Source organism: Effusibacillus sp. SKA8, from assembly GCF_058273125.1.
Genome location: NZ_JBZCSF010000016.1, coordinates 1 through 25,704, shown reverse-complemented (window position 1 = coordinate 25,704; position 25,704 = coordinate 1). Strand labels below are relative to the sequence as shown.

Below are 25,704 nucleotides of genomic sequence, written 5' to 3'. Positions count from 1 at the left end.
GGCCCGTTGAAACAAAAAAGCTTCCCGAGCGGGAGGCTTTTTTTTACGATGCCTTATGCTTCTTCGATCCTTATGCTTCTCCGGGCGGAACGGTTGACGCGATAATGCCTGCCGCAATGAAAGTTACGAATGTGAGAAACATGAGTCCGGCAAGAAAGAAACGGCGTTCACGAGCCAACGAAAGCATCGGGGGTGCTGCCATAAGACCGAAAATAATCAACACGATTGCGGTAAAAATGGGATGCAGTGTCATGAAACGTTCACCTCAGTTTACAGGGTTTCCACAATAAACGAATCGATTCCATTATAGACTCCAGGCTGCCCCCTGTCAAAGATTTTACGTCAAGTTCACATAGCATTCACATTTTTTCTGTATTTATAAAATACCCGGTTCAGCATGATCACCGAATGTTTGTCGCGTTCCCGATAGGCCCGCTGCAGTTGGTTTCTGAGCCAACTCGGCATGTCATTCCCCTCCTCAAACACTGGGCTGGTGCTCTAGTATACGCAGCGGAGGGGGGAAATGTGCCAAATTGGCGCGCGAATTGAAACCGCCTAATCGCAGTAGCCTTTTTTTCTTAATTTTACGATATGTTCTTCCAACACTTTGTCAATGTTGACTCCGTATTTTTCTTCCAGGACGTACATCATGGTGATGCAGGTCTGGGCGGTATCGGCGAGTTCACTCGCGATCTTTTCCATGACCTGGTCGGTGATCACGTTCTTCTCGCCGGACAAATTCCTGAACTTCCCGATCGCCTGCGCCAATTCGCCCGCCTCTTCCATCAATTTGAGCGCGGTCGATTCAAGGGTGGGGCTGAGATGGTTCAGGCGGGGAAGGGTGATGGTTTTCATGTTCGAGGTCGTCATCAAACCGTGCCTCCCGGTGTCGGCGGTCGCCAACCGATTTTTTCCTCAAGCAAAGCCCAGTCGTGATCCCGCTTCCCTGCAAAAGACACCACCTGCAAACCGGCCCGTTCAAAGATGCGAACGGAGATCGGGCTGCGGCGGTAGTCGTTTTGGTAGATGACGGCGGCGATTCCGTAATCGACCAGTTCCTTTGCGCAATCCGGGCAGGGGTAATGCGTCACAAACGCAATCCCGTTGCGGGCTTTCTCGCCCGCCCGGCGCAGCGCGTTGCGTTCCGCGTGCAAAGTCGCTTTGCAATGCCCGTGTTCGTCGAAGTCACACCCGACGTCCTCACAGTGCGGATGCCCCGGCAGAGATCCGTTATATCCCAATCCGTATATCACGCCGTCCTGACCGGCCACCACACAGCCGACGTGGACCCGGCAGGTGGATGCACGCGCCAGTTCTTCGGCGATGTTCATATAAATCGAATACTTGATGGGCCGCATCGCGTTCGCTCCTTGACTTACTAAGATCTATTACTTACTACGATACCGATTTTCAGTTTTTCTGTCGACTGGCAAAAAACCTTTCGACACGGACGGTGTTCGTTCAGCAACAGCAACCGATCGCTCCGGTGTGCGGACAGTCGTGATCTCCCGGTTTCTGCCGAAATTCCCCGGTTCATGCAACGGAAACGTCTGACGCGGGCGGGTTTCTTGTCGGAAAAAAGGGAGCCTGTATCAGCGCGTTCCGACAAACTTTGTGGAGTTGCCTTGCTATAATGTGGCTACTCAGTTCAGGAGCGGGGGGAATCGGGTGTGTGGAAAAAGGTCTGGTGGATTGCGTTGCAGGGGGCTTCGGTCGGACAGGAAATTGTTTCTGTTGCTCAGGAACGGACGGACGGGCGTCAGCGGTGGACAAGCATCAAGAAATGGTGGGAGAAACACGGGATTGCCAAAACTTCCGCCGTTTTGGCGATGATGGCGTTTTTCCTCGGCCGCGCCGAAATTCTTGGGGAGATTTCACCCTTTGCGCTTTCCCTTTATGCGGTCATGCTGCGGTTAAAAAAAGCCGCATCCGGCAAAGTGATGGTGGCGTTGCTGCTGGGAGCGGCGACGGTGCACGGCATCGGACACGTCCTGTCATTGGCGGCGATGCTGGCGCTTTACAAAGGGGTGCACAGCCTGTTGACAAAAAGGAAAGCGTTAAATCTGAACGCGATCCCGTTCGTTGTCTTTCTGGTGGATGCGGGAGGCAAGATCGGATTGGCAGCGGCTTTCGACGACATGTCGCGATTTTCGGTGATGATGGGATTGGTCGAAGGGTTCCTGGCGATGGTGCTGACCCTGATTTTTATCCAGTCGCTGCCGATTTTTACCTTTCAAAGAGGGGTTAAGGAACTCCGGAACGAAGAAATTTTCTGTTTGATCATTTTGATGGCGTCTGTCCTGACGGGATTGTCGGGCGTACAACTGGGGACGCTCTCCTTTGAAAATATTTTCAGCAGGTATCTGATTATGCTGTTTGCATTGATTGGCGGGGCCGGAGTCGGGACAAGCGTCGGGGTTGTGACCGGAATCATTCTGGCGATGTCCAGTTTCGCCGCCGTATCGCAAGTCGGCATGCTGGCCTTCTCCGGACTGCTGGGCGGGCTTTTGCGGGACGCGAGAAAAATCGGCGTGGGTCTCGGCTTCATTCTCGGCACGGCGATTTTGGCTGTCTATGTGCAGGAACTCCCGCAGGTTTTGACCGCGTTGGAGGAAACGCTGGCGGCCTTTGCGCTGCTATTGTTGACACCGAAGGACTTGATTGAACAAGTGTCCCGTTATGTTCCGGGAACTCATCAACACTACTTGTCGCAACAGGATTACGCACGCCGGGTCCGGGACCTGATGGCGGGGCGGATTCGCGAAGTTTCAAATGTGTTCCAGGAGTTGGGGCGGTCGTTTTCGCAGCTGACGGCAACCGGTCAACGCAGGGAGGACGAAGCATTGAACGCGACGGTGGATTTCGTCGCAAAGCAAGTATGTTCGACATGTTTCAAACGGGAGCAGTGTTGGGAAAAAGATTTTTACCAAACCTATCATGCGTTTCGGGACACGGTTGAAATCATCGACGAACAGGGAGTCGCCGCGAAAGAAAATGTACCGGCCGAACTGCGAAAAAGATGCGTCCGCCTTGAACAGGCGCTGCCCGTTTTGCACCAAGCGGCGGATTCCATTAAAAGAGACATGATGTGGCAATCGAGACTGCAGGAAAGCAGGGATTTGATAGCCGCGCAACTGCAGGGCGTATCAGCCATCATGGGAGAGCTGACGGAGGAACTGCAAAAAGAAAACTATCTGTCGGCCGATCATGAAGAGCACATTGTGGCGGCTTTGGAGCAATTGGGGCTGTCCATCCGATCTGTGGATATTCTCTCGTTGGAAGAAGGAAAAGTCGAAATCGAAGTGACGCAGACGGCCACCGTCGATATGAACGAATGCGAGAAACTGATCGCTCCGTTATTGTCGGAGATCGTGGGCGAGAATATCACGGTGGCGGAAAAAAGCGCAAACGGGGACGGCTGTGTGATCGCCGTATTTCGTTCCGCAAAAGTTTATCATGTGGAAACGGCTGTCACATCGGCCGCCAAAGACGGCAAGATTCTGAGCGGGGACTCGTTTGCCACGCTCGACGTGGGGAATGGAAAATTCGCCGTTGCGGTGTCCGACGGAATGGGCAACGGGGAACGGGCGATGCAGGAATCGAGCGCCGCGATCCGGTTGCTGCAGCAGTTGCTGAAAGCCGGTTTTGGCGAACAACTCGCGGTTAAAACGGTGAATTCGGTGCTGCTGCTGCGCTCGCAAGACGAGATCTTCACAACGCTGGATCTGGCACTGATTGATCAGTTCAACGCGCGGACCGAATTTTTGAAAATCGGCTCCGTCCCGTCATTTGTCAAACGGGGCCGGGAAGTCATCTCGATTCACGGCGAAAACGTTCCGATCGGAATTCTGCAGGACATCGACATCCAGACGGTGGAAGCGGACCTGCAGGAAGGCGATCTTTTGATCCTGATGTCCGACGGGGTGTATGACGCTCCGAAACATGTGTTTGACAAGGAGGATTGGTTTAAGAAGCAAATTGCAAGATTCGATTCGACCGAGCCGCAGGCGATTGCGGATATGCTGGTCGAACTGGCGGTCCGCGTCAACCATGGCAAAATTGTTGACGACATGACCGTGTTGGTGGCGAAGGTGGAAAAATATCATCCGGAGTGGGCGACCATCAAGCTGCCGGGCATGAAACGGCTCAGACGGAAAAAAGGGGGTACTGCTGTGCCGGTGCAGGGGGGCGGAGAAGAAGCTTTTCTCTCATAAGTTTAAGAGTCTATCTCCTCGGACATACTAGTTAGTAAGCAGATATTCGTTGCGAGGAGTGGGACTATGTGGGAACAAGTGAAGTTGAAGCAAATTTTGTTGATCACCGACGGATGTTCCAATATCGGCGGCAGTCCCGTGCATGCGGCGGAAATGGCGCGTGAACGGGGGATTGCGGTCAATGTGGTGGGGATCGTGGACGGGGGGACGCTTGGCGGGAACGGTGAGCGGGAAGTGCGGGAAATCGCGGAAGCCGGCGGCGGCATGAGCCGGATTGTCGAAATGAAACAGTTGGCGCAAACCATGCAGATGATGACCCGCCATACCGCGCAGTTGACCGTTCAGCAGGTCGTGAACAGGGAACTGCAGTCGATTATCGGCCGGGAGATGACGGAGCTGTCCCCGGACAAGCGGATGGAAATCGCCCACATGATGGACCGCGCCGGAGAAGAGGCGGAACTGCAGCTTGTGTTGCTGGTCGACGTTTCGGCGAGCATGAAGGATAAACTGCCGCAAGTCCGGGAAGCGATTCGCGATTTGGAAATCGGCTTGGATGCAAGAAAAGGAAAGCATAAAGTGGCGGTGATGACCTATCCGGCTGCCGGAAAAGTAACGGAGCTTGTATCGCACTTTTGCGAAAAACCGGGTCTTACGGCTTTAAGCGGCGAGTTGTCCGCAGCGGGCGGCACGCCGACGGGGCCTGCGCTGCTGCAGGCCATTGACTTGCTGGCCGGCGGGAAGGAGACCTTCAATGGCGACGTTCGCAGCTACGTCGTATGATCCGGGAACGTCCCCGCAGGTTGGCCAAATTGTAAAAGGGCGCTGGAACGGACGTTTGTATCAAATCATCCGCCCGCTGGGTGCCGGCGCCAACGGCAAGGTGTATCTCGCTGCGGAAAACGGGCGGAAGTACGCGTTGAAAATCTCGTCCGATCCGACCGGAATCGCGCTTGAATACCGGCTTCTTCAACAGCTTCAACGGCAAATTCGACAGAACACCGCCAATTCGGTCCGGGGGCCCCTCGGGCCTTTTGTTTCAGATTTGGACGATGCGATGGCGGAAAACGGACAGACCGTTTTTTTCTACGCGATGGAGTATATCGCGGGGATTCCGGCCAGCCGGTATGTGCAGGAAAAAGGGGGAGCAGCGGTGCGCCGCATCGCGCTGCAGTTGTTGGAGTTCCTGCAGCAGTTGCATGACGCCGGGTATGCGTTTGGCGATCTGAAAGCGGAGAATGTGCTGGTAGATCCAATGACCGGACAGGTCCGTCCGGTCGATTTCGGCGGTGCCACCCGGTTCGGGGAAGGGATTCGGCAGTTTACGGAATGGTACGATCGCGCGTACTGGCACGGGGGTTCCCGCCGGGCCGACAGCGGCTATGACCTGTTTGCCTTGGCGATGCTGATCGTTCAACTGCTCTTGCCGGATACGCGAAAAATTGCCGCCGGAAGACAAGGATACGCGAGGATCCGGCATCTGTTATCGCAAAAACCGTCGACCCGCGGCTGGCTGCCCCTGCTGGAAAAAGCCTGGCAGGGAGGCTTTCGGAATGCGTTTGAAATGCACCGTGCCGTCACGAACCTGCGCATTCCGGTACATACTCCGGACAAAACGAAAAATTTTCGCGAGCGGGCCGGCCGATTTTATCGAACAGTTGAGCGGTGCCTCTCCCGGGACTGGGATTGGAGCCACTGGACGGTGGTCGCGTCGGCGGTTCTTTTTATGTCGGTGATTTTGCGTTTGCTTATGGTAAAATAGGAAATATGAATCTACCGGTTTACAAGTGCAACGAAGGCATTCACCTGCGGCAAGGACTTGGCGGATGCCAGGTTTTCTTTATGTCGGGAGCTGTCGCCGCAGGGCCGGATTGGCGGGCGCTTTGGTTCGGATGGACAGGAGGAAGCGGCGTGCTGCACAAAGTGAGACAGACGATTAAAGAAGGACGTCTCTTTGAAAAAGGGGAACGAATTCTGGTGGGGGTTTCGGGTGGCGCGGATTCGGTGGCTTTGCTGTCGGTCCTTCATGAATTGAGCGGCGAACAAGGCTGGGAGCTGCATGTTGCGCATGTGGAGCACGGGCTGCGCGGGGGGGAGTCTCGGACGGACGCCGAATTCGTCAGACAGCTTTGCGGCGAACTGCGGGTTCCGTTCCATTTGGGGCAGCCGGACGTCAAAAGCTTTGCCAGGCAAAAAAAGGTTTCCATCCAGGTGGCGGCCAGGGATTTGCGGTACGAATTTTTTCAGGCGGTCGCACGGACCATTGGAACCGCCAAATTGGCGCTGGCACACCATGCGGATGACCAGGCGGAAACCGTTTTGATGCGAATTCTGCGTGGAACCTCCGTATCCGGTTTGGCAGGCATCCCTTTGCGAAGACCGCTTGGTGAACTGGAAATTGTACGTCCTTTGCTCGGTGTCTGGCGCGACGAAATCGAGGAATATTGCGCGAAAGCGCAAATTCGGTACCGAACCGATTCGTCCAATGCATCAACCGATTATTTCCGTAATAAGATACGATTACAGCTGTTGCCGCTGCTCCAATCCGAATACAATAAAAATGTGAAAAAAGCGCTGGTGCAGTTGGGAAAACTTGCGTCGGCAGAAGACGAGTACCTGGCCGAACAGACGGCGCGGTTGCTGGAACAAGCCGTTACCGAAAAATCCGGTCGGGTCGTGACCCTCAAAGTCGGCCTTGTCCTGGATGCGCCGCTTGCTTTACAACGTCGAGTAATTACACTAATATTATATTATCTGTGCGGACATACCAAAGAGTGGGAAGCCAAGCATATTGAACAGGTTTTGAAATTGGCGGGCCACTCCATGCCCTCGGCCCGGATTTGCCTGCCAGGGGGAATCCGGGCTTGGCGGCAATACGAATTGTTACATATCGGTAAGCAACCGGAATTGGCCGTCCCGGCGGACACGCTCCAAGCAACGCTGCCGGTTCCACAATGGTTTCAGGAATCACATGGCAAGTTTCAGTTTTTTGAAGTTCCCGAATTGAATTTGCGGGGGTCGTTTGAATTGTTGGAAGGAGCCGTGCTTCCTGCCGATCCGTGGGAGGCTGTTTTTGATTACGAAGCCGTACGGGGGCGGATTTTTCAGATACGGACCCGGCGTTGCGGAGACACCATGCGCCCTTTTGGGATGGCGGGCACAAAAAAAATCAAAGAAGTTTTCATGGAAGCGCGTGTACCAAGGGAACAGAGGGATTCATGGCCGTTGTGGACGCTCGGGGACGAAATTGTCTGGGTGACCGGAGTCCGCCGTGGCAATGTGGCGATTGTCCATCCGCAAACTCGGCAAACCCTGCGTGTTAGAGTGAATATGCAAAGTTCACCGGTGACATGAAACGCCACAGGAGGTCCAACAAGAATGCACGATGATTTGAAAGAAATCCTGTTCACCGAAGAACAGATTCAGGGCCGGATTGCGGAACTGGGAGCGCAAATTGCACGGGATTATGCGGGTAAAAATCCGTTGGCGGTTTGTGTTCTGAAGGGCGCCGTTCTTTTCATGGCGGACTTGGTGAAAAGGATTGACATTCCGCTTGAAATGGATTTTATGGCGATATCGAGCTACGGAATATCGACGGAATCTTCGGGTGTCGTACGGATTCTGAAGGATTTGGAGACCGCCTTGGAAGGGCGGCATGTATTGATCGTCGAAGATATTGTCGATACGGGGTTGACACTGTCTTACTTAAGGGATTCCCTGCTGCGGCGAAATGCCGCGTCGGTACGGATTATCGCCCTGTTTGACAAGCCCGGCGGACGCAAGGTTGAGATCCAGCCCGATTATTTGGGATTTGAAGTCCCGGATGAGTTCATAGTCGGCTACGGTCTCGATTATGCGGAGAAATACCGGAATTTGCCCTATGTCGGAATCCTAAAACCTGAAGTGTACAGTTGACAATGATGAAGGTCGTCGGCTCAACTTTCCGCGTCGTGACCGGGAGGAGGTAGGAGATGAACAGAATTTTCCGGAATCTCGGATTTTATTTGATGATTTTTCTGATCATTGTAGGGATTGCAACATTTGTTACCGGGGGAAACAAAGAAACGGTCGACAAACCGTTCAATTATGTTGTCGAGCAAATGCGTGCCGGCAACGTGAAAGCCGTTGAGGTCACTCCTGACGGTCTTACGTTGCGGCTGAACGTGACGTTGTATGACGGTCAAAAGATCACCTCGCGTGCGATTATCAGCGAAGTGTTTTCACAGGAACTGCTGACCACCAAGGCGGATGTGAAAATCAACGAACCGCCGCGCGATTCGGTGTGGATTACGGTTTTCACCGGCATTTTGCCGTTTATTATCATGTTTATCCTCTTTTTCTTCTTCTTGAACCAGGCCCAGGGCGGCGGTTCCAAGGTGATGAATTTCGGCAAAAGCCGTGCCAAATTGTATACCGAGGACAAAAAAAAGGTTACATTTAACGATGTGGCCGGTGCGGACGAAGAGAAAAACGAATTGGTGGAAGTCGTCGAATTCCTGAAAGACCCGAGGAAGTTTGCCGCTTTGGGGGCGCGGATCCCGAAGGGTGTCCTGCTTGTCGGGCCTCCGGGCACCGGTAAGACCCTTCTTGCGCGGGCGGTTGCCGGGGAAGCGGGTGTCCCGTTTTTCTCGATCTCCGGTTCCGACTTTGTGGAGATGTTTGTCGGTGTCGGTGCGTCCCGCGTGCGTGACTTGTTCGAACAAGCGAAGAAAAATGCGCCCTGTATCATATTTATTGACGAAATTGACGCTGTGGGACGCCACCGCGGAGCCGGTCTCGGCGGCGGCCACGATGAACGGGAGCAAACGTTGAACCAATTGCTCGTTGAAATGGACGGATTTGGCGCGAACGAAGGGATTATCATCATTGCCGCGACGAACCGTCCGGACATTCTGGATCCCGCATTGCTGCGTCCGGGCCGTTTCGACCGGCAGATTACGGTTGACCGCCCGGATGTGAAAGGCCGTCAGGAAATCCTGAAAGTACACGCCAGAAACAAGCCTTTGGCGGCGGATGTCAATCTGGACGGCATCGCGAAGATGACTCCCGGATTCACCGGCGCGGATCTTGAAAACTTGTTGAATGAAGCGGCCTTGTTGGCCGCAAGGCGCAATAAGAAAGAAATCGAAATGCCTGAAATCGACGAGGCAATCGACCGTGTGATTGCCGGTCCAGAGAAGAGGTCACGCGTAATATCCGAGAAAGAACGCCGGTTGGTGGCCTATCACGAAGCGGGACACGCGGTTGTCGGCTATTTTCTCGAAGGTGCCGACGAGGTTCACAAAGTCACGATCATTCCGCGGGGCATGGCGGGCGGTTACACGGTGATGCTGCCGAAAGAAGACCGTTGGTTTGCAACCAAAGGCGAAATGCTCGATAAAGTTTCCGGTTTGCTTGGCGGCCGCGTGGCGGAGCAACTGGTGCTGGGCGAGATCTCGACCGGCGCCCACAACGACTTGGAGCGGGCAACCGGTATCATCCGGCGAATGATCACCGAGTTCGGCATGAGCGAGAAACTCGGTCCGCTGCAGTTCGGACATCGGCAAGGTCAGGTGTTTCTGGGTCGCGACATCGCTACCGAACAGAACTACAGCGATGCGATCGCGTACGAGATCGATAAGGAAATGCGCGAGTTGATGGACCTTTGTTACAAGCGGACCGAGCAGGTTCTTACCGAACACCGCGACAAGTTGGAGTTGCTGGCACAAACGCTGCTGGAGAGAGAAACGCTTGATAAGGCGCAAATTCATGAATTGATGGAACATGGCCGGTTGATGTCGCCAAACGGCAAACAAGCGAATGGCAGTCAGCCCGAACAGGAAGACCAAAACGAGTTGGAATAGGATTTTTGCCGAAGCGAAAAAAGCACCCGGGGGTTCCGGGTGCTTTTCTGAAACCAATCAGGGGAAAATTCCCCGGGCAAGAGGTGCCATGAATATGAAGATGGATCATCGAGCGGTTGAACCTTTCATTTTACGGGCATTGGAAGAAGATATCGGGTTTGGGGACATTACGACGAACAGTATCGTACCGCAAGGGCAAAAAGCCAAGGGGATTCTTGTCATGAACGAACCGGGAATTCTGGCGGGGCTCCCGGTGGCGCAACTGGTGTTCAAAGCGTTGGATCCTGATTTGCAGCTGACGGCCCGCGCCAAAGACGGGGACGCCGTTGCGGCGGGACAAGCCATCCTTGAAATTGCAGGGTCGGCCCGTTCGATTCTGACGGGTGAGCGGGTTGCGCTCAACTTTGTTCAAAGACTCTCCGGCATTGCAACCCGGACTGCCAGGTTTGTGGAACTTGTTCGCTATTACAACGCAAAGATCGTGGATACCCGCAAAACGACTCCCGGTCTGCGTCTGATGGAGAAATACGCGGTTACGGTCGGCGGCGGACGGAATCACCGGTTTGGCTTGTACGACGCGGTTGTGATCAAAAACAACCACATCCGGATCGCGGGAGGAATCAAGCAAGCGATCATGGCCGCACGGCATCATATTCCGCATACCACCAAAGTGGAGGTGGAAGTGGATTCGTTGGAACAGATCGAAGAAGCGCTTGAAGTCAAAGCGGATATTATCCTGCTGGGAAACATGAGCACCGAGACCATGCGGGAAGCGGTCGACAGGATCGCGGGCCGCGCCATCACCGAGGCTTCGGGGGACGTTACCGAGGAGACGATCGTCGACATCGCAAAGACGGGCGTTGATTACATCACGATTGACGCAATCACTTCGGCGGTTCGCAACCTCGATATTTCACTCGAGTTGCTGACGGGGGAATAAGCGTTTCAGACTGGCCGGGAGCAGGGGGGGAGTTCAGTTGATTTTCGTAATTGATGTGGGAAATACGAACATCGTTTTGGGGGTTTACGATGGGAACGCGTTGTTTCATCATTGGCGGATTGCCACGGTCCGCGAACGAACGGAAGACGAGCTGGGCATTATCGTAAAAAATTTGTTTCAAGATAAGGGAATCCGGTTTCAGCACATCGACGCGATCGTGATTTCCTCCGTCGTGCCGCCCCTGATGTTTGCGCTTGAACGGATGTGCGACAAATATTTTGGAATCAAACCTCTGGTGGTCGGCCCCGGAATCAAAACCGGTCTGAACATTCACATGGAAAATCCGAGAGAAGTGGGAGCCGACCGAATTGTCAACGCGGTGGCGGCGCTTGAGATTTACGGACCGCCTTTGATTATAGTCGATTTTGGTACTGCCACCACATTTTGCGTTTTGAATGAAAAAGGGCAGTATTTGGGGGGGCCGATTGCGCCGGGGATTGGGATCTCGACTGACGCTCTGTTTCAACGGGCGGCCAAACTTCCCCGAATCGAGCTGGTCCGCCCGCCATCCGTGGTCGGGCGAAATACGGTGAGCAACATACAATCGGGTGTTTACTACGGATTTATCGGCCAGGTGGACGGGATTGTCAACCGCATCAAACAGGAAATGGGACTGCCGTTTAAAGTGATTGCCACCGGCGGATTCGCCAAGTTGATTGCGGGCGATTCCTATACGATTGAAGAGGTCGACCCGTTTTTGACACTGAAGGGTTTGCGCATGATTTGGGAAAAAAATCGATAGTTCGTTTTTGCTTTCATAACCGGTTATGGTCCTGCCTGTTCCTCTTTATCAATCGGGCTCTGGTGAGCGCCCGTTCTCCGAATTTGTCCCTGATCGAATCGATGGCTTGCATCAGTTTATGCGATTTTTCGTGCGGTTGGTCAAACAAGGTGATTTGCCGGTAACTCCTTACGGGAACCAATCCACTTGCGGCAATACCGATCAGCCTGATTTTTTGGCGCGGTTTCAATTCGCACTTGGCCAAGAGCACGCGGGCCGTCTCATAGAGAACCCCATCCAGTTGGGTGGGTTCGGTCAATGTGTGACTTCTAGTGATGGTGCGAAAAGACGGGTACCGCAATTTGAGAGTGATCGTTTTAGCTTCCAATTGACGCCGGCGCAACTCGCGGGCAACCGTTTCCGACTGCGCCAGCAAAGTGGTGTGCAAGAACTCGATGTCACTCACGTCTTCCGCAAAAGTCACTTCCTGCCCGATTGATTTTCGGTCATGATAAGGCTCAACGGGCCGGGGATCGATCCCATGCGCCAACATGGCAACATGATCGGCCAAACTGCCGATGTGACGGCGCACTGAGTGAAGATCCATACGGGCCGCGTCGCCGATTGTCCGAATGCCGAGCCGCTCGAGTTGGAGAGCCGCTTTTTTTCCCACGCCCCAAAGCTTGGCAATCGGCAGTGGATGAATAAGGATGGGGAGATCCTGCGGTTCGATGACCGTCAACCCGTCGGGTTTCTCCAGATCGGACGCCATTTTGGCAAGAAATTTGCAGTAAGAGAGCCCGACAGAAGCGGTGAGTCCCACTTCATTGCGAATCTCCGATTTGATTTTCCGCGCGATCTCTTCGGCAGGGCCGAACAACTTCTCGCAACCGGTCAGGTCAAGAAACGCCTCGTCGAGGGAAAGCCCTTCCACAAGCGGGGTGTAACGGCGAAAAATGGCAAAAATTTGACGGGAGGCCGCCCGGTATTTGGCTCCGTTCACGGGCAGGAAAATGCCGTGCGGGCAGCGGCGTTTTGCCTCTTTCATCGGCATCGCCGAGTGAATTCCATAGCGGCGTGCTTCATAGGAAGCGGTCGACACGACGCCTCTCGAGTCGGCGGCCCCCCCGACGATTACCGGTTTTCCGCGAAGAGCGGGATTGTCCCGCTGTTCGACAGCCGCAAAAAAAGCGTCCATATCGACATGCAGGATTCTGCGATTGTCCATCCCGGCACCCCCTTCCATTCAAGTATAACAAACGAAATGTTTTCAAATCCGACGAATTTACTGCGACAGCACAGAAAAGGCAGAAAAAATAATGTCGCAAAAATAATTGACAATGATAATCTCTCTCAATTATACTGTCGTTGAGAATCGTAACGCTTGGTTTGACCTTCTCACACCTTCCTTCCTTTGGGCCCTTCGCGGGCTCTTTTTTTTTGCCCGGAAAAGCGCATACTTTTTCCGAAGGAGAGAACGTGCTAACATAATTGGAATAAGAGGACGAGTGAGTCAGGGGGACGGGCAATGGGCGATTATATTGTCAGAGCCACCGCATTGGGCGGAAATCTGCGGGCGTTTGGCACGATAACGACAGAATTGGTCGCGGAACTTCGCAGCCGCCATCAAACCACTCCGGTTGCGACGGCGGCACTCGGTCGGGCCGCGACAATCGGGGCTATTATGGGGGTTATGTTAAAAGGGGATGACCGATTGACGATACGAATTAACGGAAAAGGCCCGATCGGGCAGATTGTCGTTGATGCGAATGCGAAAGGGGAAGTTCGCGCTTACGCCACCAATCCGCAAGTCGATTTGCCGCTCAATGCGGCCGGCAAGCTGGATGTGGGCGGTGCGGTCGGGACGGACGGATTTTTGTACGTGACAAAAGATATGGGACTGAAAGAACCTTACAGCGGCTCGGTGGAATTGATTTCCGGCGAATTGGGCGAAGACTTCGCTTATTACTTTACACAAAGCGAACAAACCCCGTCGGTTGTGGGGGTAGGTGTGCTGGTCGACAGGGATCATTCCGTCAAGGTGGCGGGTGGCTTCCTCTTGCAGGTGCTTCCCGGCACCTCCGATGACGACATTGCTTATATTGAAGAAAAACTGTCGCAAATTCCGGGAGTTACTTCGTTATTGTCGGATGGCATCACTCCGGAGGAGATCCTGACCCGTTTGATCCCCGGAGAGGTGAAAATCCACGAGCGGATTCCGGTCGTTTTCCGGTGCACTTGCAACCGGGAGCGCTTGTGGGATATTTTGGTGTCGCTTGGGGCCGATGAATTGAGGAATATGGTACAGGAGAACCAAGGCGCGGAGCTGGTTTGTTCGTTTTGCAAAGAAAAATATTACTTCACCGGACAAGAATTGGAAGCGCTCATTGACCGGACGCAACAAAAGTAGTAGAATATACATTAAACCAGGAAGTTTACTCGGAAATTACAAAAGGGGGCTAACAGGGTGAAAGTTTTTAACTCGATCGCCGAGTTGATCGGTCGCACGCCGATTGTGAAATTAAACAAAGTTGCAGGTCCTGACGACGCGGAAATTTATCTGAAACTGGAATCCTTCAATCCCGGAGGCTCCGTGAAGGACCGGATCGCTCTCTCGATGATTGAAGAAGCGGAAAAAGAAGGAATTCTCAAACCCGGGGATACGATCCTCGAACCGACATCCGGCAACACCGGGATCGGCCTTGCAATGATGGCCGCGGCAAAAGGGTATCGCGCGATCCTCGTCATGCCTGACACGATGTCGCTTGAGCGCCGCAACTTGCTGCGGGCTTATGGCGCGGAGCTGGTGCTTACCCCGGGTGCGCAGGGGATGAAAGGGGCAATCGCGAAGGCGGAGGAAATCAAGGCTGAGAATCCGAATTACTTCATCCCGCAGCAGTTCAAGAACCCGGCCAATCCGAAGATTCACCGGGAGACCACCGCTTGCGAGATTCTCGAGGCAATGGACGGCCAAGTCGATGCGTTCGTGGCGGGTGTTGGCACGGGCGGAACGATTACCGGCGTAGGAGAAGTTCTGAAAAAGGAAATCGGTTCCCACGTGCATGTGGTTGCGGTTGAACCGTCCGCTTCTCCCGTGTTGTCCGGAGGTCAACCCGGGCCGCACAAGATTCAGGGAATCGGTGCGGGCTTCGTGCCGGAGATTTTGAACCGTGGCGTGATTGACGAAGTGATTACCGTCGACAACGAAGTCGCATTCGAATATGCACGCAAAGTCGCGAAAGAAGAAGGAATTTTGGTGGGAATTTCTTCTGGCGCAAACATCTATGCGGCACTGCAGGTAGCGAAGAAATTGGGAGCCGGCAAGAAAGTGGTCACCGTCGCTCCGTCCACAGGCGAGCGTTATCTGTCCACCGCGTTGTTCCAGTTCGAGTAATTGACGGCGAAAAATGGCCCGTGGCTTTCACGGGCTTTTTTCTTTATGATAAAATAGGGGATTCTCTTTAAAGTACGATACAACTGCGCTTTTAGAGCGGGAAATGGGGAAACGGCTTGGAAAGTGCAATCAAACCGCAACGTCAAGAGGTTGAGCGTCTTTTGCGGCGGTACGCACGCGTTCCTCTTGGGATCAAATTAAAAAATACCATCTTTTCACCTTGGGATCTCTACCGGCGGACGCCTGCCGGCACTTACCGTTTCTTGTTGGAGAGCGGAAAGGTGGGCCGGTACAGTTTTATCGGCGGTGAACCGAAGGCTGTTTTTCGGATGAAAAACGGTGCGACAAACGATGGAAGCAGGGGAATGCCGCTGCAGTTTTTGCGAAAATGGCTGGCGGAGCGGCGAGCGCCACGCAGTGAAGAACTGGGGGAGGAACTCCCGCCGTTTCTTTGCGGGATGGTCGGTTTTGTCTCCTACGACCTGAGCAGGACGATTGAGCGCTTGCCCGAGATTGCCGGGGACGACCTGCTGACTCCGGACTTGTACCTGATGGAGCCTTCTTGGCTGATTGTGCTGGACCACCTGACGGAAGAGCTGTATCTGGCGACGACCGTATCCCAAGACCATGAGTACGAACAAGCGGTCAATCAATTAAAAATTATGCAACAGTGGCTGACGGAAATACCACCGGACCCAACGGGAACGTCCCAAACACGGCGACAGACCGAACATTCCACGGAACCTGCGGCAAACCGCCAAGATTTCAGATTGTCAACTTCCGCGGTTCATGAGCGATCATTTTCGCTTTCAAAAGAAGAATTCGAGTCTGCTGTCGAAAAAATAAAAGAATACATCCGTGCGGGGGATGTGTTTCAAGTTAACCTGTCCCTGCGGGAATCGCGCCCGATCCGGGTGCCGCCGCAAGCGGTATACGAGGAACTGCGTCAAATCAATCCTTCCCCTTACATGGGGCTGCTGGAGTTTCCGGAACTGTCCATTGTAAGCTGTTCTCCGGAACTGCTGGTCCGGCTGCGCGGGAATTTGGCGGAGACGCGGCCGATCGCCGGAACCAGGAAGCGAAGCGGAGACCGCGACGATGATCTGCGCATGCTCAAAGAATTGATCGAGAACGAGAAGGAACGGGCGGAGCACATCATGCTGGTCGACTTGGAACGCAACGATTTGGGGCGTGTTTGCGAATACGGCAGCGTCAGCGTGGACGAATTCATGACAATCGAGGAATACTCCCATGTGATGCATATTGTTTCGCATGTCAACGGAAGGTTGCGCAAAGGGCTGGATGCGACCGATCTGCTGGCGGCCGTTTTTCCGGGTGGAACGATTACCGGCGCTCCCAAGATCCGGTCCATGGAGATCATTGAGGAATTGGAACCGGTTCGGCGTGGAATCTATACCGGTTCTTTCGGTTGGTGGTCGTTTACCGGCGATATGGAACTCAATATTGCAATCAGAACCATGGTGATCCAAAACGGCAGGGCGTATGTGCAAGCGGGGGCCGGTGTGGTCATTGATTCGGTGCCCGAACGGGAATACTGCGAATCCCTGCGAAAAGCGGAAGCTCTCTGGCAGGCGTTTGAAAGGGCGCATCGTCAGGCGGGGGTGCCGTCATGATTCTGATGATCGACAACTATGATTCGTTTACCTACAATCTGGTGCAGTATCTTGGAGAATTGGGCGAAGATTTGGTGGTAAGGCGCAATGACTGCCTGACCATCGAGGACATTTGCGACATGGCCCCCGACCGGATCGTCATATCACCGGGGCCGTGTACCCCCAACGAAGCGGGGATCTCACTGGAAGCGATCCGTTATTTTGCCGGCAAAATCCCGATTCTCGGCGTTTGTTTGGGGCATCAGGCAATTGCGCAGGCGTTTGGCGGGACCGTGGTGCGCTCGCAAAATCCCATGCACGGCAAGACTTCTCTGGTTGAACATGACGGCGGAACGATTTTTTCCGGGATCCCAAGCCCTTTCCGGGTAACCCGTTATCATTCACTGGTGGTGGAGCGGGGGAGTTTGCCCCCCTGTTTGGAAATATCCGCATGGACGGCCGCCGGCGAAATCATGGCGGTCCGGCACCGCCAATATCCCGTGGAAGGCGTGCAGTTTCATCCGGAAGCGATTTTGACCGAACACGGCAAGACGCTGCTTCGGAATTTCTTGCGGCAAGAGGGTGTTTGCGCATGACCGATTCCATATTGAAAGTCTGGTTGAACGGACGCGTTTTGCCGCCGCAAGATGCTCATATTTCCGTATTTGACCATGGTTTCTTATACGGTCACGGCGTTTTTGAAACGATGCGCGCTTACGGCGGACGGGTCTTTTTGCTGCGGGAACATTTGGAACGATTGCGCCAGTCGGCGTCGCTTATGCGGATTCCGTTAAGCTGGACGGATGAGGATACGGAACAGGCGATTTCATTGCTTCTTCGCGAAAATCGGCTTGCGGACGCTTATGTGCGGATTACCGTAGCGCGAGGTCCCGGACCGATGGGGATACGGGGGGAGTTTGGGTCTCCGACCTTGCTGATTTTTGCGAATGAGCTTGCGCTTCCGCCAGCGGAAGCGTATCAACGCGGACGCGACCTCTGCATCCTTGAAACGCGCCGCAATACGCCAGAAACGGGGTTAAGGGTGAAGTCGCTGAATTATTTGAATTCGCTCATCGGCGCCTGGGAAGCGGCGGATCGCGGTTATGCGGAGGGCATTATGTTGGGTGGTGATGATACGATTGCTGAAGGGACCGTGTCGAACCTGTTTTTTGCGGAGGGAGGCAGGCTTCTGACACCATGCTTAGCCACCGGTATACTCCCCGGAGTCACGCGGGCTTTTGTTATCCAACTGGCCCGTAGGCTAGGAATCGCGGTGGAAGAAACGAGGTTTGGCATCGAACGCCTGGCCGGTTTTACGGAAGGGTTCACGACCAATTCCTTAACTGAAATCGTCCCGATCCGTTCGGTGGAAGGCCGCGAATTTCCCGTGTCTCCCGGCCCCGTGACCCGCAGGCTGATGGAAGAATACGCAAAAGCCCGACAGGGAGAGTGTGCTGCCCGGAGACGGTGAAATCGAGAAAGGGGTTGCGACATGGAGTTTCATCCTTACCTGATCCATATCCGGTCGGAGGATCATTTGCTGGAAGAACTGCGGCGGGTCGGTTCCACCGAGACCGGCAACAGCATCATGGCAAAAAAAGGGCTGATGCTGGCAATCCGCGTTGACAATGTGGGGTTGAAGGCGGCCAACATCCTGAAACAGGAATTGCTGGCGGTCGGGGGTGACGCGGCCGTCCACAGGGATGTTGCGGCTTTGTCGATTGAGCGCTCCTCGCTGGTGTTGATGGCCACCGTCCGGCAGTTTGAGATTCTGATTCCGAAGCTGAAAACACAGCCGTTTGGGTTGAAACGCCTTGCGGGCGAATTGGAAGAAGTGCTGGCGCGGGCCTGCCGGAAAAAAGCAGAGCGGATCATCCGCTGCGGCCCTTATGAGTTGCCGATCGGCAAGCGGACTTTGATTATGGGCATCGTGAACGTCACTCCCGATTCTTTTTCGGATGGTGGCCGCTTCTTCGATGTGGAGCAAGCGGTGCGGCACGGGCAGCAATTGGTAGATGACGGTGCGGATATCCTGGATATCGGCGGGGAATCGACGCGTCCCGGACACGTGCCTGTTGCTGCGGAAGAGGAACTGCGCCGGGTGATCCCGGTGATCGAACGTCTGGCAAAGCAGGTACGGGTTCCGATTTCAGTCGACACGTACAAGGCGGTTGTGGCGAAGGCGGCAGTGCAAGCGGGCGCTCACATCGTCAACGATGTGTGGGGATTCAAAAAGGATCCGGATATGGCCCGGACGTGTGCGGAACTTCATGTCCCCGTCATCTTGATGCACAACCGGCACGAGCCGTTCGCCTCGGATGTTATGGACGGCGTCATACGGGAGACGCGGGAATGCGTCGAACTGGCGCTGGCGGCCGGCGTAAAAGACGACAACATTATCCTTGACCCGGGTATCGGGTTTGGCAAGACGTATGAAGACAATCTGCTGGTGCTGCGGCATCTGGCCGATTTTTGCGGACTCGGGTATCCGGTGCTCTTGGGAACCTCGCGAAAATCGGTAATCGGCAACACGTTGGGACTGCCGGTCGACGAGCGGGTCGAGGGAACGGCCGCCACTGTAGCGTTGGGGATCGCGCAGGGAGTCGACATTGTCCGGGTGCATGACGTGAAACAAATGAAAAGGGTTGCCCGGATGACGGATGCTCTGGTACGCTAGACGGACAAGAGATTACCCAAGGGTGGTCATATGGACAAAATCGGTCTGCACGGAATGGAATTTTACGCCTATCACGGCGTGTTCGAAGAAGAGGCGAAACTGGGTCAAAGGTTTGTAATCGATCTGGAATTGACCGCCGATTTGAGCCGCGCCGGACAAACGGACGACTTGCAGGACACCTTGAATTATGTCGAGATCTATGACGTTGTGAAACAAACGGCCCAACTTGAGCGATACAGACTGATTGAAGCGGTCGCCGAGACGATTGCCTCGCGTGTGTTGGAAAAATTTGCGGGAGTCCGTTCGGTGAGGGTGAAGGTGACGAAAGTCACGCCGCCGATTGAAGGGATTGTCGCGGGGGCGTCAATCGAGATTGAACGAGGGCGAGAGCGGTAGGGAGAAGGTGGATCCGATCGTGGACGAAAAAAATGCCGGGAGACAATTGCATGAAGCGTTTTTGGTGTTGGGTTCAAATCTTGGGGATCGCGAACGCTATCTCTCGGAGGCGATTGATTCGCTCCGGCGGAAAGGCATTGAAGTGGTGGAGCAGTCTCCTGTCTATGAAACCAAAGCCGTCGGATATGTCGACCAACCGGATTTTCTCAATATGGTGATCCGCGTCCGGACCGGATTGCCGCCGGCCGCTTTATTGGCCGAGATTTTAAAGATTGAACAAGAACTCGGCCGCGTGCGAGTGGAAAAGTGGGGGCCCAGGACACTTGATCTCGACATCCTTTTTTATGATAAACTAGTAACGAATGACCCGGATTTGATCATCCCGCATCCCCGGATGCAAGAACGGGCGTTTGTCCTTTTGCCCCTGCGGGATTTGGCGCCTGATTTTGTGCATCCCGTTTTGGGGCTGACCGTTTCGAAGATGGCGGAACAAGTTGCCGGTCAGGGAGGTGTGCGGCGATGGGAGAAGCCCTCGGCAAGCGATTGCGTGCCTATCGAAAATTGAAAAATTTGACACAGCAGGAATTGGCTGACCTGCTCGGCATCTCAATTGCCATTGTCGGCGGCATCGAACGGGGAACCCGTGAGCCCTCCAAAGAAGTGCTGGCAAAGATTTCGAGAATTCTCGGGGTGACCGAGAACGAATTGCGGGGAAATGAATCGTAATTCCGACACAGGCGGCAATGCCTGTGTTTTCTTTAATGGACAATGGGAGGTGGGACGTATGACGTTCAAAATTGGGAACGTACAGATGGAAAACAACGTAGTGCTGGCACCGATGGCGGGCGTCTGCAACCCGCCTTTCCGGAAATTGGCGAAGGAAATGGGAGCAGGTCTCGTCTGTGCGGAGATGGTGTCCGACAAGGCCATCGTGCACGGCAACGAGAAGACCCGCCTGAAGCTGGGGATCTTACCGGAGGAGCATCCGGTGTCGCTGCAGCTTGTCGGACGCGATCTGGAGTCGATGGTCAGAGCGGCGGAACTCGTGATGCGGCAAGAGCACACACCGGATCTGATCGATATCAACATGGGCTGTCCGGCGACAAAGATTCACAAGAACGGTTCGGGCGCCGCACTCGCCCGCGACCCCGAGGTGGCGGGCCGGATTATTGAGGCGGTGGTCAAAACGGTGGATTTGCCCGTAACGGTCAAATTCCGCAAAGGTTGGGACGACAACAACATCAACGCGGTGGAGGTCGCCAAGGCGGCGGAACAGGCCGGCGCGAAAGCGGTGGCGGTTCACGGACGAACCGCGAAACAAATGTATACGGGCCGGGCTGATTGGGACATTATCCGCAAGGTGAAGGAAGCCGTCTCGATTCCGGTGATCGGGAACGGCGATGTGACGACGCCGCAGTTGGCAAAAAAAATGCTTGAAACCACCGGTTGCGACGCGGTCATGATCGGACGGGGCGCCCACGGCAATCCGTGGATTTTTCAACAAGTCGTCCATTATCTCAAGACGGGCGAGGAGCTGCCGCCGCCTTCCGCGGAAGAAAGAATCCGGGTCTGCTTGCGTCACATGGACCTGCTGGTCGAGCACAAAGGTGAAGTGATCGCGATAAAAGAGATGCGCAAACATGCTTCGTGGTACATGAAGGGACTGCACAATTCCGCCGAATTGCGAAGTATCCTCAACGAACAGGAAACGCGCGACGGAATGCGGAAAGTGCTGCTTGATTACCTGGAGTATCTCAAACAACGAGAGTTGGCTTTGGTCTGATTTTTTGGGCAAAACTAGGTTCAACCTGCTAAGACAGGTTGGGCCTTTTTTGTATAATCGTTTAAAAATCGCGCATACTGGAGGAAAATGGGATCCTTTATTTTTCTGGCGGGAGTCGACAGGTATGAAACGTGTGGTCAGCGTGAGTCTCGGATCATCCAGGCGCAACCATTCCGTGCGGACCTCATTTTTGGGTGAGCATGTGCAAATTGAGCGCATCGGCACGGACGGGGACCGCAGGCGTCTGATCGAACTGATCCGGGAACTGGACGGTTCGGTGGACGCTTTTGGAATGGGGGGCATCGACAGGTATATTTATGTCAATCAAAAACGGTTTGCATTCCGGGAAGCGGAGATGATCGCGCGAGAGGCGGTCAAAACTCCCATTCTGGACGGAAGCGGTTTAAAAAACACGCTGGAGCGCTACGTGGTGGAAAAATTGGCCGATCACCCCGATGTGCACCTGCGCGGGAAAAAGGTTTTGTTGGTGAGCGCCGTGGACCGGTTCGGGATGGCGGAAGCGCTGGTCGGACTCGGATGCGACGTGTTGTTTGGCGATTTGATGTTTGGCTTGGGGATTCCCGTACCGATTCGAACGCTTGCCGCTCTTGAACGGATCGCAAAAATAGCGGCGCCGGTAATCACCAAACTGCCGATTCGTTATCTGTATCCGACTGGCGGGAAGCAGGATCGCGTGACGAGCAGATTTGCGGCATATTATCGGAAAGCGGATGTAATCGCCGGAGATTTCCATTTTATTCGCCGCTATATGCCGGTCGATCTTTCGGGAAAAACCGTGTTGACGAATACAGTGACGGCCGCCGACAAATTGCTGCTGAAAGAACGTGGCGTGCGGGTGCTTGTCACGACAACCCCGCATCTGGAAGGGCGCAGTTTCGGCACCAATGTGATGGAAGCTTTGCTGGTTGCGCTGGCGGGACGGCAACCGGAGGAGCTTTCGGCAAGCGATTATCGGGAAATGATCGAACGGCTCGGTATGGAACCGCACATTGAAGTGTTGCAGCGCAGTTTGCCGGAAGCCTGAAAACGTTGACAATCGGCACTTTCTACCATATAATGAAACATCGAAAAGAAGAGCCAAAGCACTGCCATGTCAAATGGCAGTGCTTTCTGCCTATTCTTAAGGTTATAGGCGGATTTCACAAGTGAGGAGCGGCGCACAGTGTCTGATAAAGAGGTATTGTTAACGCCAGGCGGACTGAAAAAATTGGAAGAAGAGCTTGAATATCTGAGAACGGTCAAGCGAAAGGAAGTGGCGGAACGGATTAAAACCGCCATCAGCTTTGGAGACATTTCGGAAAACTCCGAGTATGAAGACGCGAAGAACGAGCAGGCATTCATCGAGGGGCGAATTCTCACATTGGAGAAAATGCTCCGGAACGCCCGCATCATTAACAACTCCGAAGTGAATACCAATATTGTCAGCATCGGCTCGACGATTAAGCTGAAAGACCTGGAGCTTGGCGATATCGTTGAATATACGATTGTCGGTTCGGCCGAATCGGATCCGCTTGAAAATAAAATTTCCAACGAGTCTCCGGTCGGTCAGGCCCTTTTGGGCAAAACGATAGGTGAGGTTGTCGATGTCAACGTACCGGCCGGCGTTATTCAATACGAAATACTCGATATTAAAAAAGCGTGATTCATACGGAAACAAGGGGTAGTAGAGGATGCCAGAACAAAACTTGATGGAACTTAGCGACGTACACCGGGTGCGCAGACAAAAGCTTGCGGAATTGTACAAGCTCGGTGTGGATCCGTTCGGCAAAAAGTTTGAACGGACGCATACAGCAGCTGACATTTTGGCGTATGCGAAGAATAAAACAAAAGAGCAGCTTGAACAAGAAACGATTGATGTAGTGGTGGCCGGACGCATCATGCTGCTGCGTCCACAGGGCAAGGCTGCCTTTGCAAATCTACAGGATATGACGGGGCGGATCCAGATTTATGTGCGCCTGGACACGGTCGGAGAGCATGCGTTCGCCGTTTTTCAACAGCTTGAAATGGGCGACATCATCGGCGTGAAAGGGTCTGTCTTTAAAACGAAAATGGGCGAACCCACGGTGAAAGTGAAAGAGCTGACCGTACTTACCAAAGCGTTGAACCCGCTTCCGGAAAAATACCACGGGCTGACCGACATTGAAATGCGGTACCGGCAGCGATACGTTGATTTGATTGTCAACCCGGAGGTGCGGAATACGTTTATCGTGCGCTCCCGGATCATTCAATCCATGCGGCGGTACCTGGATGATTTGGGATTTTTGGAAGTGGAGACCCCGACGATGCACGCGATTGCCGGAGGAGCTGCGGCCCGGCCGTTCATCACCCATCACAACGCGTTGGACATGCAGTTGTACATGCGGATTGCGATCGAACTCCATCTCAAAAGATTGATCGTTGGCGGTTTGGAAAAGGTTTATGAAATCGGACGCGTGTACCGGAATGAAGGGATATCGACGCGTCACAATCCGGAATTTACGATGCTGGAGCTTTATTGGGCCTATACCGATTTTCACGACATTATGGATCTGACGGAGAATTGCATTGCTCATATAGCGCAGGAAGTTCTCGGCACAACGAAAATCGCTTACCAAGGGCAGGAGATTGATCTGGCGCCGAAATGGCGCCGGGCGTCAATGGTGGATCTTGTAAAAGAAGCCACCGGTGTTGACTTCTCCCGGCAGCTTACGCTGGATGAGGCTCGCGGGCTGGCGGACAAGCATGGGGTGAAAGTGGAAAAACACCATTCGGTGGGGCATATTTTAAATGAATTCTTCGAGCAGTTTGTGGAAGACAAATTGATTCAGCCCACCTTCGTCTACGGACACCCGGTGGAGATTTCGCCGCTGGCGAAACAGAACCCGGACGACCCGAGATTCACCGACCGGTTCGAATTGTTTATTGTCGGCCGTGAACACGCGAACGCATTCACCGAACTGAACGATCCGATCGACCAGCGGCAGCGTTTTGAAAAACAGTTGGAGGAAAAGGCAGCGGGCAACGACGAAGCACACGAAATGGATGAAGACTTCATCAATGCGTTGATGTACGGCATGCCTCCCACCGGCGGATTGGGAATCGGCATTGACCGTCTTGTTATGTTGCTGACCGACCAGCCGTCGATCCGGGATGTTTTGCTGTTTCCGTTGATGCGGGACCGATAAGCCGGATTTGCAAAAGGGGGCTGTCCCATAAGTCATTTTTTGATTTTTGGCGTCCCGCTTTGACTAAAAATTTATAAGCGAACGAAGCCTCCATCTCCACTTTAGAAGTGGTTTTGGAGGCTTACTCATTATTGTATCAATTTTTTGACTAATGGAATTCCACGTCGATTCTCTTTTTCGCAGCAGTTTTGACTTTCGGCATGTGCACTTCGAGGACGCCGTTCTTATAAGTTGCTTTAATGCCTTCGGAAGAGACGCGGGAGGGCAGGGTGACGGATCGTTGGAAGCGTCCCGTAAACCGCTCCTGTCTGTACATTTGCTGTTCCCGGACTTCGTTGACTTTGTTCACCGTTCCGCTGATGGTCAAGATGTTGTTTTCGATGTCGATATCCACATCCTCTTTTCTTTCCAGGCCGGGCAGATCACAGGTCGCTACAACCTCATTTTCGGTTTCATACACATCGATGCGGGGAACACTGAAGTTTCCCTCCAATACGTGCCATGGAGCGGGGATTCCCGTTGTGAAGAAGCGGTCCAGTTCGCGTCTCATGTTTTCCAAATAACGAAAGGGTTCGTAAGGAATGAGAGCCATAAACACAACCTCCTGTTGAGAGTTTTTACAGGCTAATTCTTCCTCAAGTCATTTTTTTTATTCAATTGGTTTGGCGGAATTGAGTTTTGGATTTCATCGATCTCCGTTATCGGTACAGCAAAAGCGGTGGGAGATGCGTACGGGGCACTTGCTTAAGACCGCGCGAAAAGTTTATTGTGATCGAGATCTTGGGATTAAAGATCGAGCAATCAGTCGAAATTAGCGTTTTTGTTTTTGTTTGTTTCATCGGGGAGATTGAGACCTTCAGATGAACGTGATAATATAGCTC

The 25,704-nt window shown here is 53.7% G+C and carries 27 protein-coding genes; 21 read left to right on the top strand and 6 right to left on the bottom strand.

What is annotated here, in order from left to right:
• Nucleotides 1-70: 70 nt before the first annotated feature.
• The 4 genes from AC4ED1_RS12700 to AC4ED1_RS12685 form a co-directional block, all read right to left on the bottom strand.
• Entirely contained in the window at nucleotides 71-253 is a 183-nt protein-coding gene (locus tag AC4ED1_RS12700; protein ID WP_490939164.1) for a hypothetical protein, read from the bottom strand.
• A 95-nt stretch (nucleotides 254-348) separates the two neighbouring features.
• Entirely contained in the window at nucleotides 349-465 is a 117-nt protein-coding gene (cmpA, locus tag AC4ED1_RS12695) for a cortex morphogenetic protein CmpA (protein WP_490939162.1), read from the bottom strand.
• A 90-nt stretch (nucleotides 466-555) separates the two neighbouring features.
• On the bottom strand, nucleotides 556-870 hold the full coding sequence (locus AC4ED1_RS12690; protein ID WP_490939160.1) for a MazG-like family protein: 315 nt from the start codon (nucleotides 868-870) through the stop codon (nucleotides 556-558).
• Entirely contained in the window at nucleotides 870-1,358 is a 489-nt protein-coding gene (locus tag AC4ED1_RS12685) for a deoxycytidylate deaminase (protein ID WP_490939158.1), read from the bottom strand. The genes AC4ED1_RS12690 and AC4ED1_RS12685 overlap by 1 nt, the downstream gene beginning before the upstream one ends.
• A gap of 312 nt (nucleotides 1,359-1,670) precedes the next feature.
• Here AC4ED1_RS12685 and spoIIE point away from each other — a divergent pair, with 312 nt between their 5' ends.
• The 8 genes from spoIIE (at nucleotide 1,671) to AC4ED1_RS12645 (ending at nucleotide 11,796) form a co-directional block, all read left to right on the top strand.
• Nucleotides 1,671-4,214 (top strand): stage II sporulation protein E, encoded by a 2,544-nt coding sequence (gene spoIIE / locus AC4ED1_RS12680; protein ID WP_490939156.1) that lies wholly within the window; start codon nucleotides 1,671-1,673, stop codon nucleotides 4,212-4,214.
• Between the two features lie 66 nt (nucleotides 4,215-4,280).
• A complete protein-coding gene (locus AC4ED1_RS12675; protein WP_490939154.1) occupies nucleotides 4,281-4,994 on the top strand; it encodes a hypothetical protein in 714 nt (237 codons plus the stop codon).
• The gene (locus AC4ED1_RS12670; RefSeq protein WP_490939152.1) at nucleotides 4,966-5,973 is read left to right on the top strand and encodes a protein kinase domain-containing protein; all 1,008 of its coding nucleotides are present in this window, start codon (nucleotides 4,966-4,968) and stop codon (nucleotides 5,971-5,973) included. The genes AC4ED1_RS12675 and AC4ED1_RS12670 overlap by 29 nt, the downstream gene beginning before the upstream one ends.
• 5 nt (nucleotides 5,974-5,978) lie before the next feature.
• Nucleotides 5,979-7,565, top strand: coding sequence for a tRNA lysidine(34) synthetase TilS (gene tilS / locus AC4ED1_RS12665; RefSeq protein ID WP_490939150.1), 1,587 nt, complete (start codon nucleotides 5,979-5,981; stop codon nucleotides 7,563-7,565).
• Nucleotides 7,566-7,589: 24 nt separating this feature from the next.
• A complete protein-coding gene (hpt, locus tag AC4ED1_RS12660; RefSeq protein ID WP_490939148.1) occupies nucleotides 7,590-8,126 on the top strand; it encodes a hypoxanthine phosphoribosyltransferase in 537 nt (178 codons plus the stop codon).
• 56 nt (nucleotides 8,127-8,182) lie between these two features.
• Nucleotides 8,183-10,054 carry an ATP-dependent zinc metalloprotease FtsH gene (gene ftsH, locus AC4ED1_RS12655; protein ID WP_490939146.1) on the top strand — a complete coding sequence of 624 codons (1,872 nt, stop codon included), beginning with the start codon at nucleotides 8,183-8,185 and terminating at the stop codon, nucleotides 10,052-10,054.
• Between the two features lie 94 nt (nucleotides 10,055-10,148).
• Nucleotides 10,149-10,994, top strand: coding sequence for a carboxylating nicotinate-nucleotide diphosphorylase (gene nadC / locus AC4ED1_RS12650; protein WP_490939144.1), 846 nt, complete (start codon nucleotides 10,149-10,151; stop codon nucleotides 10,992-10,994).
• A gap of 37 nt (nucleotides 10,995-11,031) precedes the next feature.
• Nucleotides 11,032-11,796, top strand: a complete 765-nt coding sequence (locus tag AC4ED1_RS12645) for a type III pantothenate kinase (protein ID WP_490939142.1) — start codon at nucleotides 11,032-11,034, stop codon at nucleotides 11,794-11,796.
• 13 nt (nucleotides 11,797-11,809) lie between these two features.
• Here AC4ED1_RS12645 and AC4ED1_RS12640 read toward each other — a convergent pair whose 3' ends face one another.
• On the bottom strand, nucleotides 11,810-13,003 hold the full coding sequence (locus AC4ED1_RS12640; RefSeq protein WP_490939140.1) for a DNA polymerase IV: 1,194 nt from the start codon (nucleotides 13,001-13,003) through the stop codon (nucleotides 11,810-11,812).
• 300 nt (nucleotides 13,004-13,303) lie between these two features.
• On the opposite strand from AC4ED1_RS12640, the gene hslO reads away from it, so the two are divergent.
• The 13 genes from hslO to lysS all read left to right on the top strand — a co-directional run bounded on the left by hslO (nucleotide 13,304) and on the right by lysS (nucleotide 24,823).
• Entirely contained in the window at nucleotides 13,304-14,185 is an 882-nt protein-coding gene (gene hslO, locus AC4ED1_RS12635) for an Hsp33 family molecular chaperone HslO (RefSeq protein WP_490939138.1), read from the top strand.
• 57 nt (nucleotides 14,186-14,242) lie between these two features.
• Nucleotides 14,243-15,169 (top strand): cysteine synthase A, encoded by a 927-nt coding sequence (gene cysK, locus AC4ED1_RS12630; RefSeq protein WP_490939136.1) that lies wholly within the window; start codon nucleotides 14,243-14,245, stop codon nucleotides 15,167-15,169.
• Nucleotides 15,170-15,285: 116 nt separating this feature from the next.
• Entirely contained in the window at nucleotides 15,286-16,803 is a 1,518-nt protein-coding gene (locus AC4ED1_RS12625; RefSeq protein ID WP_490939134.1) for an anthranilate synthase component I family protein, read from the top strand.
• Nucleotides 16,800-17,378, top strand: coding sequence for an aminodeoxychorismate/anthranilate synthase component II (pabA, locus tag AC4ED1_RS12620; protein ID WP_490939132.1), 579 nt, complete (start codon nucleotides 16,800-16,802; stop codon nucleotides 17,376-17,378). Before AC4ED1_RS12625 ends, pabA begins: the two co-directional genes overlap by 4 nt.
• The gene (locus AC4ED1_RS12615; RefSeq protein ID WP_490939130.1) at nucleotides 17,375-18,253 is read left to right on the top strand and encodes an aminotransferase class IV; all 879 of its coding nucleotides are present in this window, start codon (nucleotides 17,375-17,377) and stop codon (nucleotides 18,251-18,253) included. Before pabA ends, AC4ED1_RS12615 begins: the two co-directional genes overlap by 4 nt.
• Before the next feature lie 21 nt (nucleotides 18,254-18,274).
• Entirely contained in the window at nucleotides 18,275-19,459 is a 1,185-nt protein-coding gene (folP, locus tag AC4ED1_RS12610) for a dihydropteroate synthase (protein WP_490939128.1), read from the top strand.
• A 30-nt stretch (nucleotides 19,460-19,489) separates the two neighbouring features.
• Nucleotides 19,490-19,855 (top strand): dihydroneopterin aldolase, encoded by a 366-nt coding sequence (gene folB, locus AC4ED1_RS12605; protein ID WP_490939127.1) that lies wholly within the window; start codon nucleotides 19,490-19,492, stop codon nucleotides 19,853-19,855.
• Between the two features lie 19 nt (nucleotides 19,856-19,874).
• Nucleotides 19,875-20,420 carry a 2-amino-4-hydroxy-6-hydroxymethyldihydropteridine diphosphokinase gene (gene folK, locus AC4ED1_RS12600; protein ID WP_490939125.1) on the top strand — a complete coding sequence of 182 codons (546 nt, stop codon included), beginning with the start codon at nucleotides 19,875-19,877 and terminating at the stop codon, nucleotides 20,418-20,420.
• Complete coding sequence (locus AC4ED1_RS12595; protein WP_490939123.1) at nucleotides 20,375-20,581, top strand: helix-turn-helix domain-containing protein; 207 nt, start codon at nucleotides 20,375-20,377, stop codon at nucleotides 20,579-20,581. The genes folK and AC4ED1_RS12595 overlap by 46 nt, the downstream gene beginning before the upstream one ends.
• Nucleotides 20,582-20,639: 58 nt before the next feature.
• Nucleotides 20,640-21,638, top strand: coding sequence for a tRNA dihydrouridine synthase DusB (gene dusB / locus AC4ED1_RS12590; protein ID WP_490939121.1), 999 nt, complete (start codon nucleotides 20,640-20,642; stop codon nucleotides 21,636-21,638).
• Between the two features lie 124 nt (nucleotides 21,639-21,762).
• Complete coding sequence (locus tag AC4ED1_RS12585) at nucleotides 21,763-22,683, top strand: DUF8754 domain-containing protein (RefSeq protein WP_490939119.1); 921 nt, start codon at nucleotides 21,763-21,765, stop codon at nucleotides 22,681-22,683.
• Between the two features lie 138 nt (nucleotides 22,684-22,821).
• A complete protein-coding gene (gene greA / locus AC4ED1_RS12580) occupies nucleotides 22,822-23,301 on the top strand; it encodes a transcription elongation factor GreA (protein WP_490939117.1) in 480 nt (159 codons plus the stop codon).
• Nucleotides 23,302-23,329: 28 nt separating this feature from the next.
• Nucleotides 23,330-24,823, top strand: coding sequence for a lysine--tRNA ligase (gene lysS, locus AC4ED1_RS12575; protein WP_490939115.1), 1,494 nt, complete (start codon nucleotides 23,330-23,332; stop codon nucleotides 24,821-24,823).
• A gap of 148 nt (nucleotides 24,824-24,971) precedes the next feature.
• Here the strand turns inward: lysS and AC4ED1_RS12570 are convergent, their stop codons facing one another.
• Complete coding sequence (locus tag AC4ED1_RS12570) at nucleotides 24,972-25,415, bottom strand: Hsp20/alpha crystallin family protein (RefSeq protein WP_490939113.1); 444 nt, start codon at nucleotides 25,413-25,415, stop codon at nucleotides 24,972-24,974.
• Nucleotides 25,416-25,704: the final 289 nt, after the last annotated feature.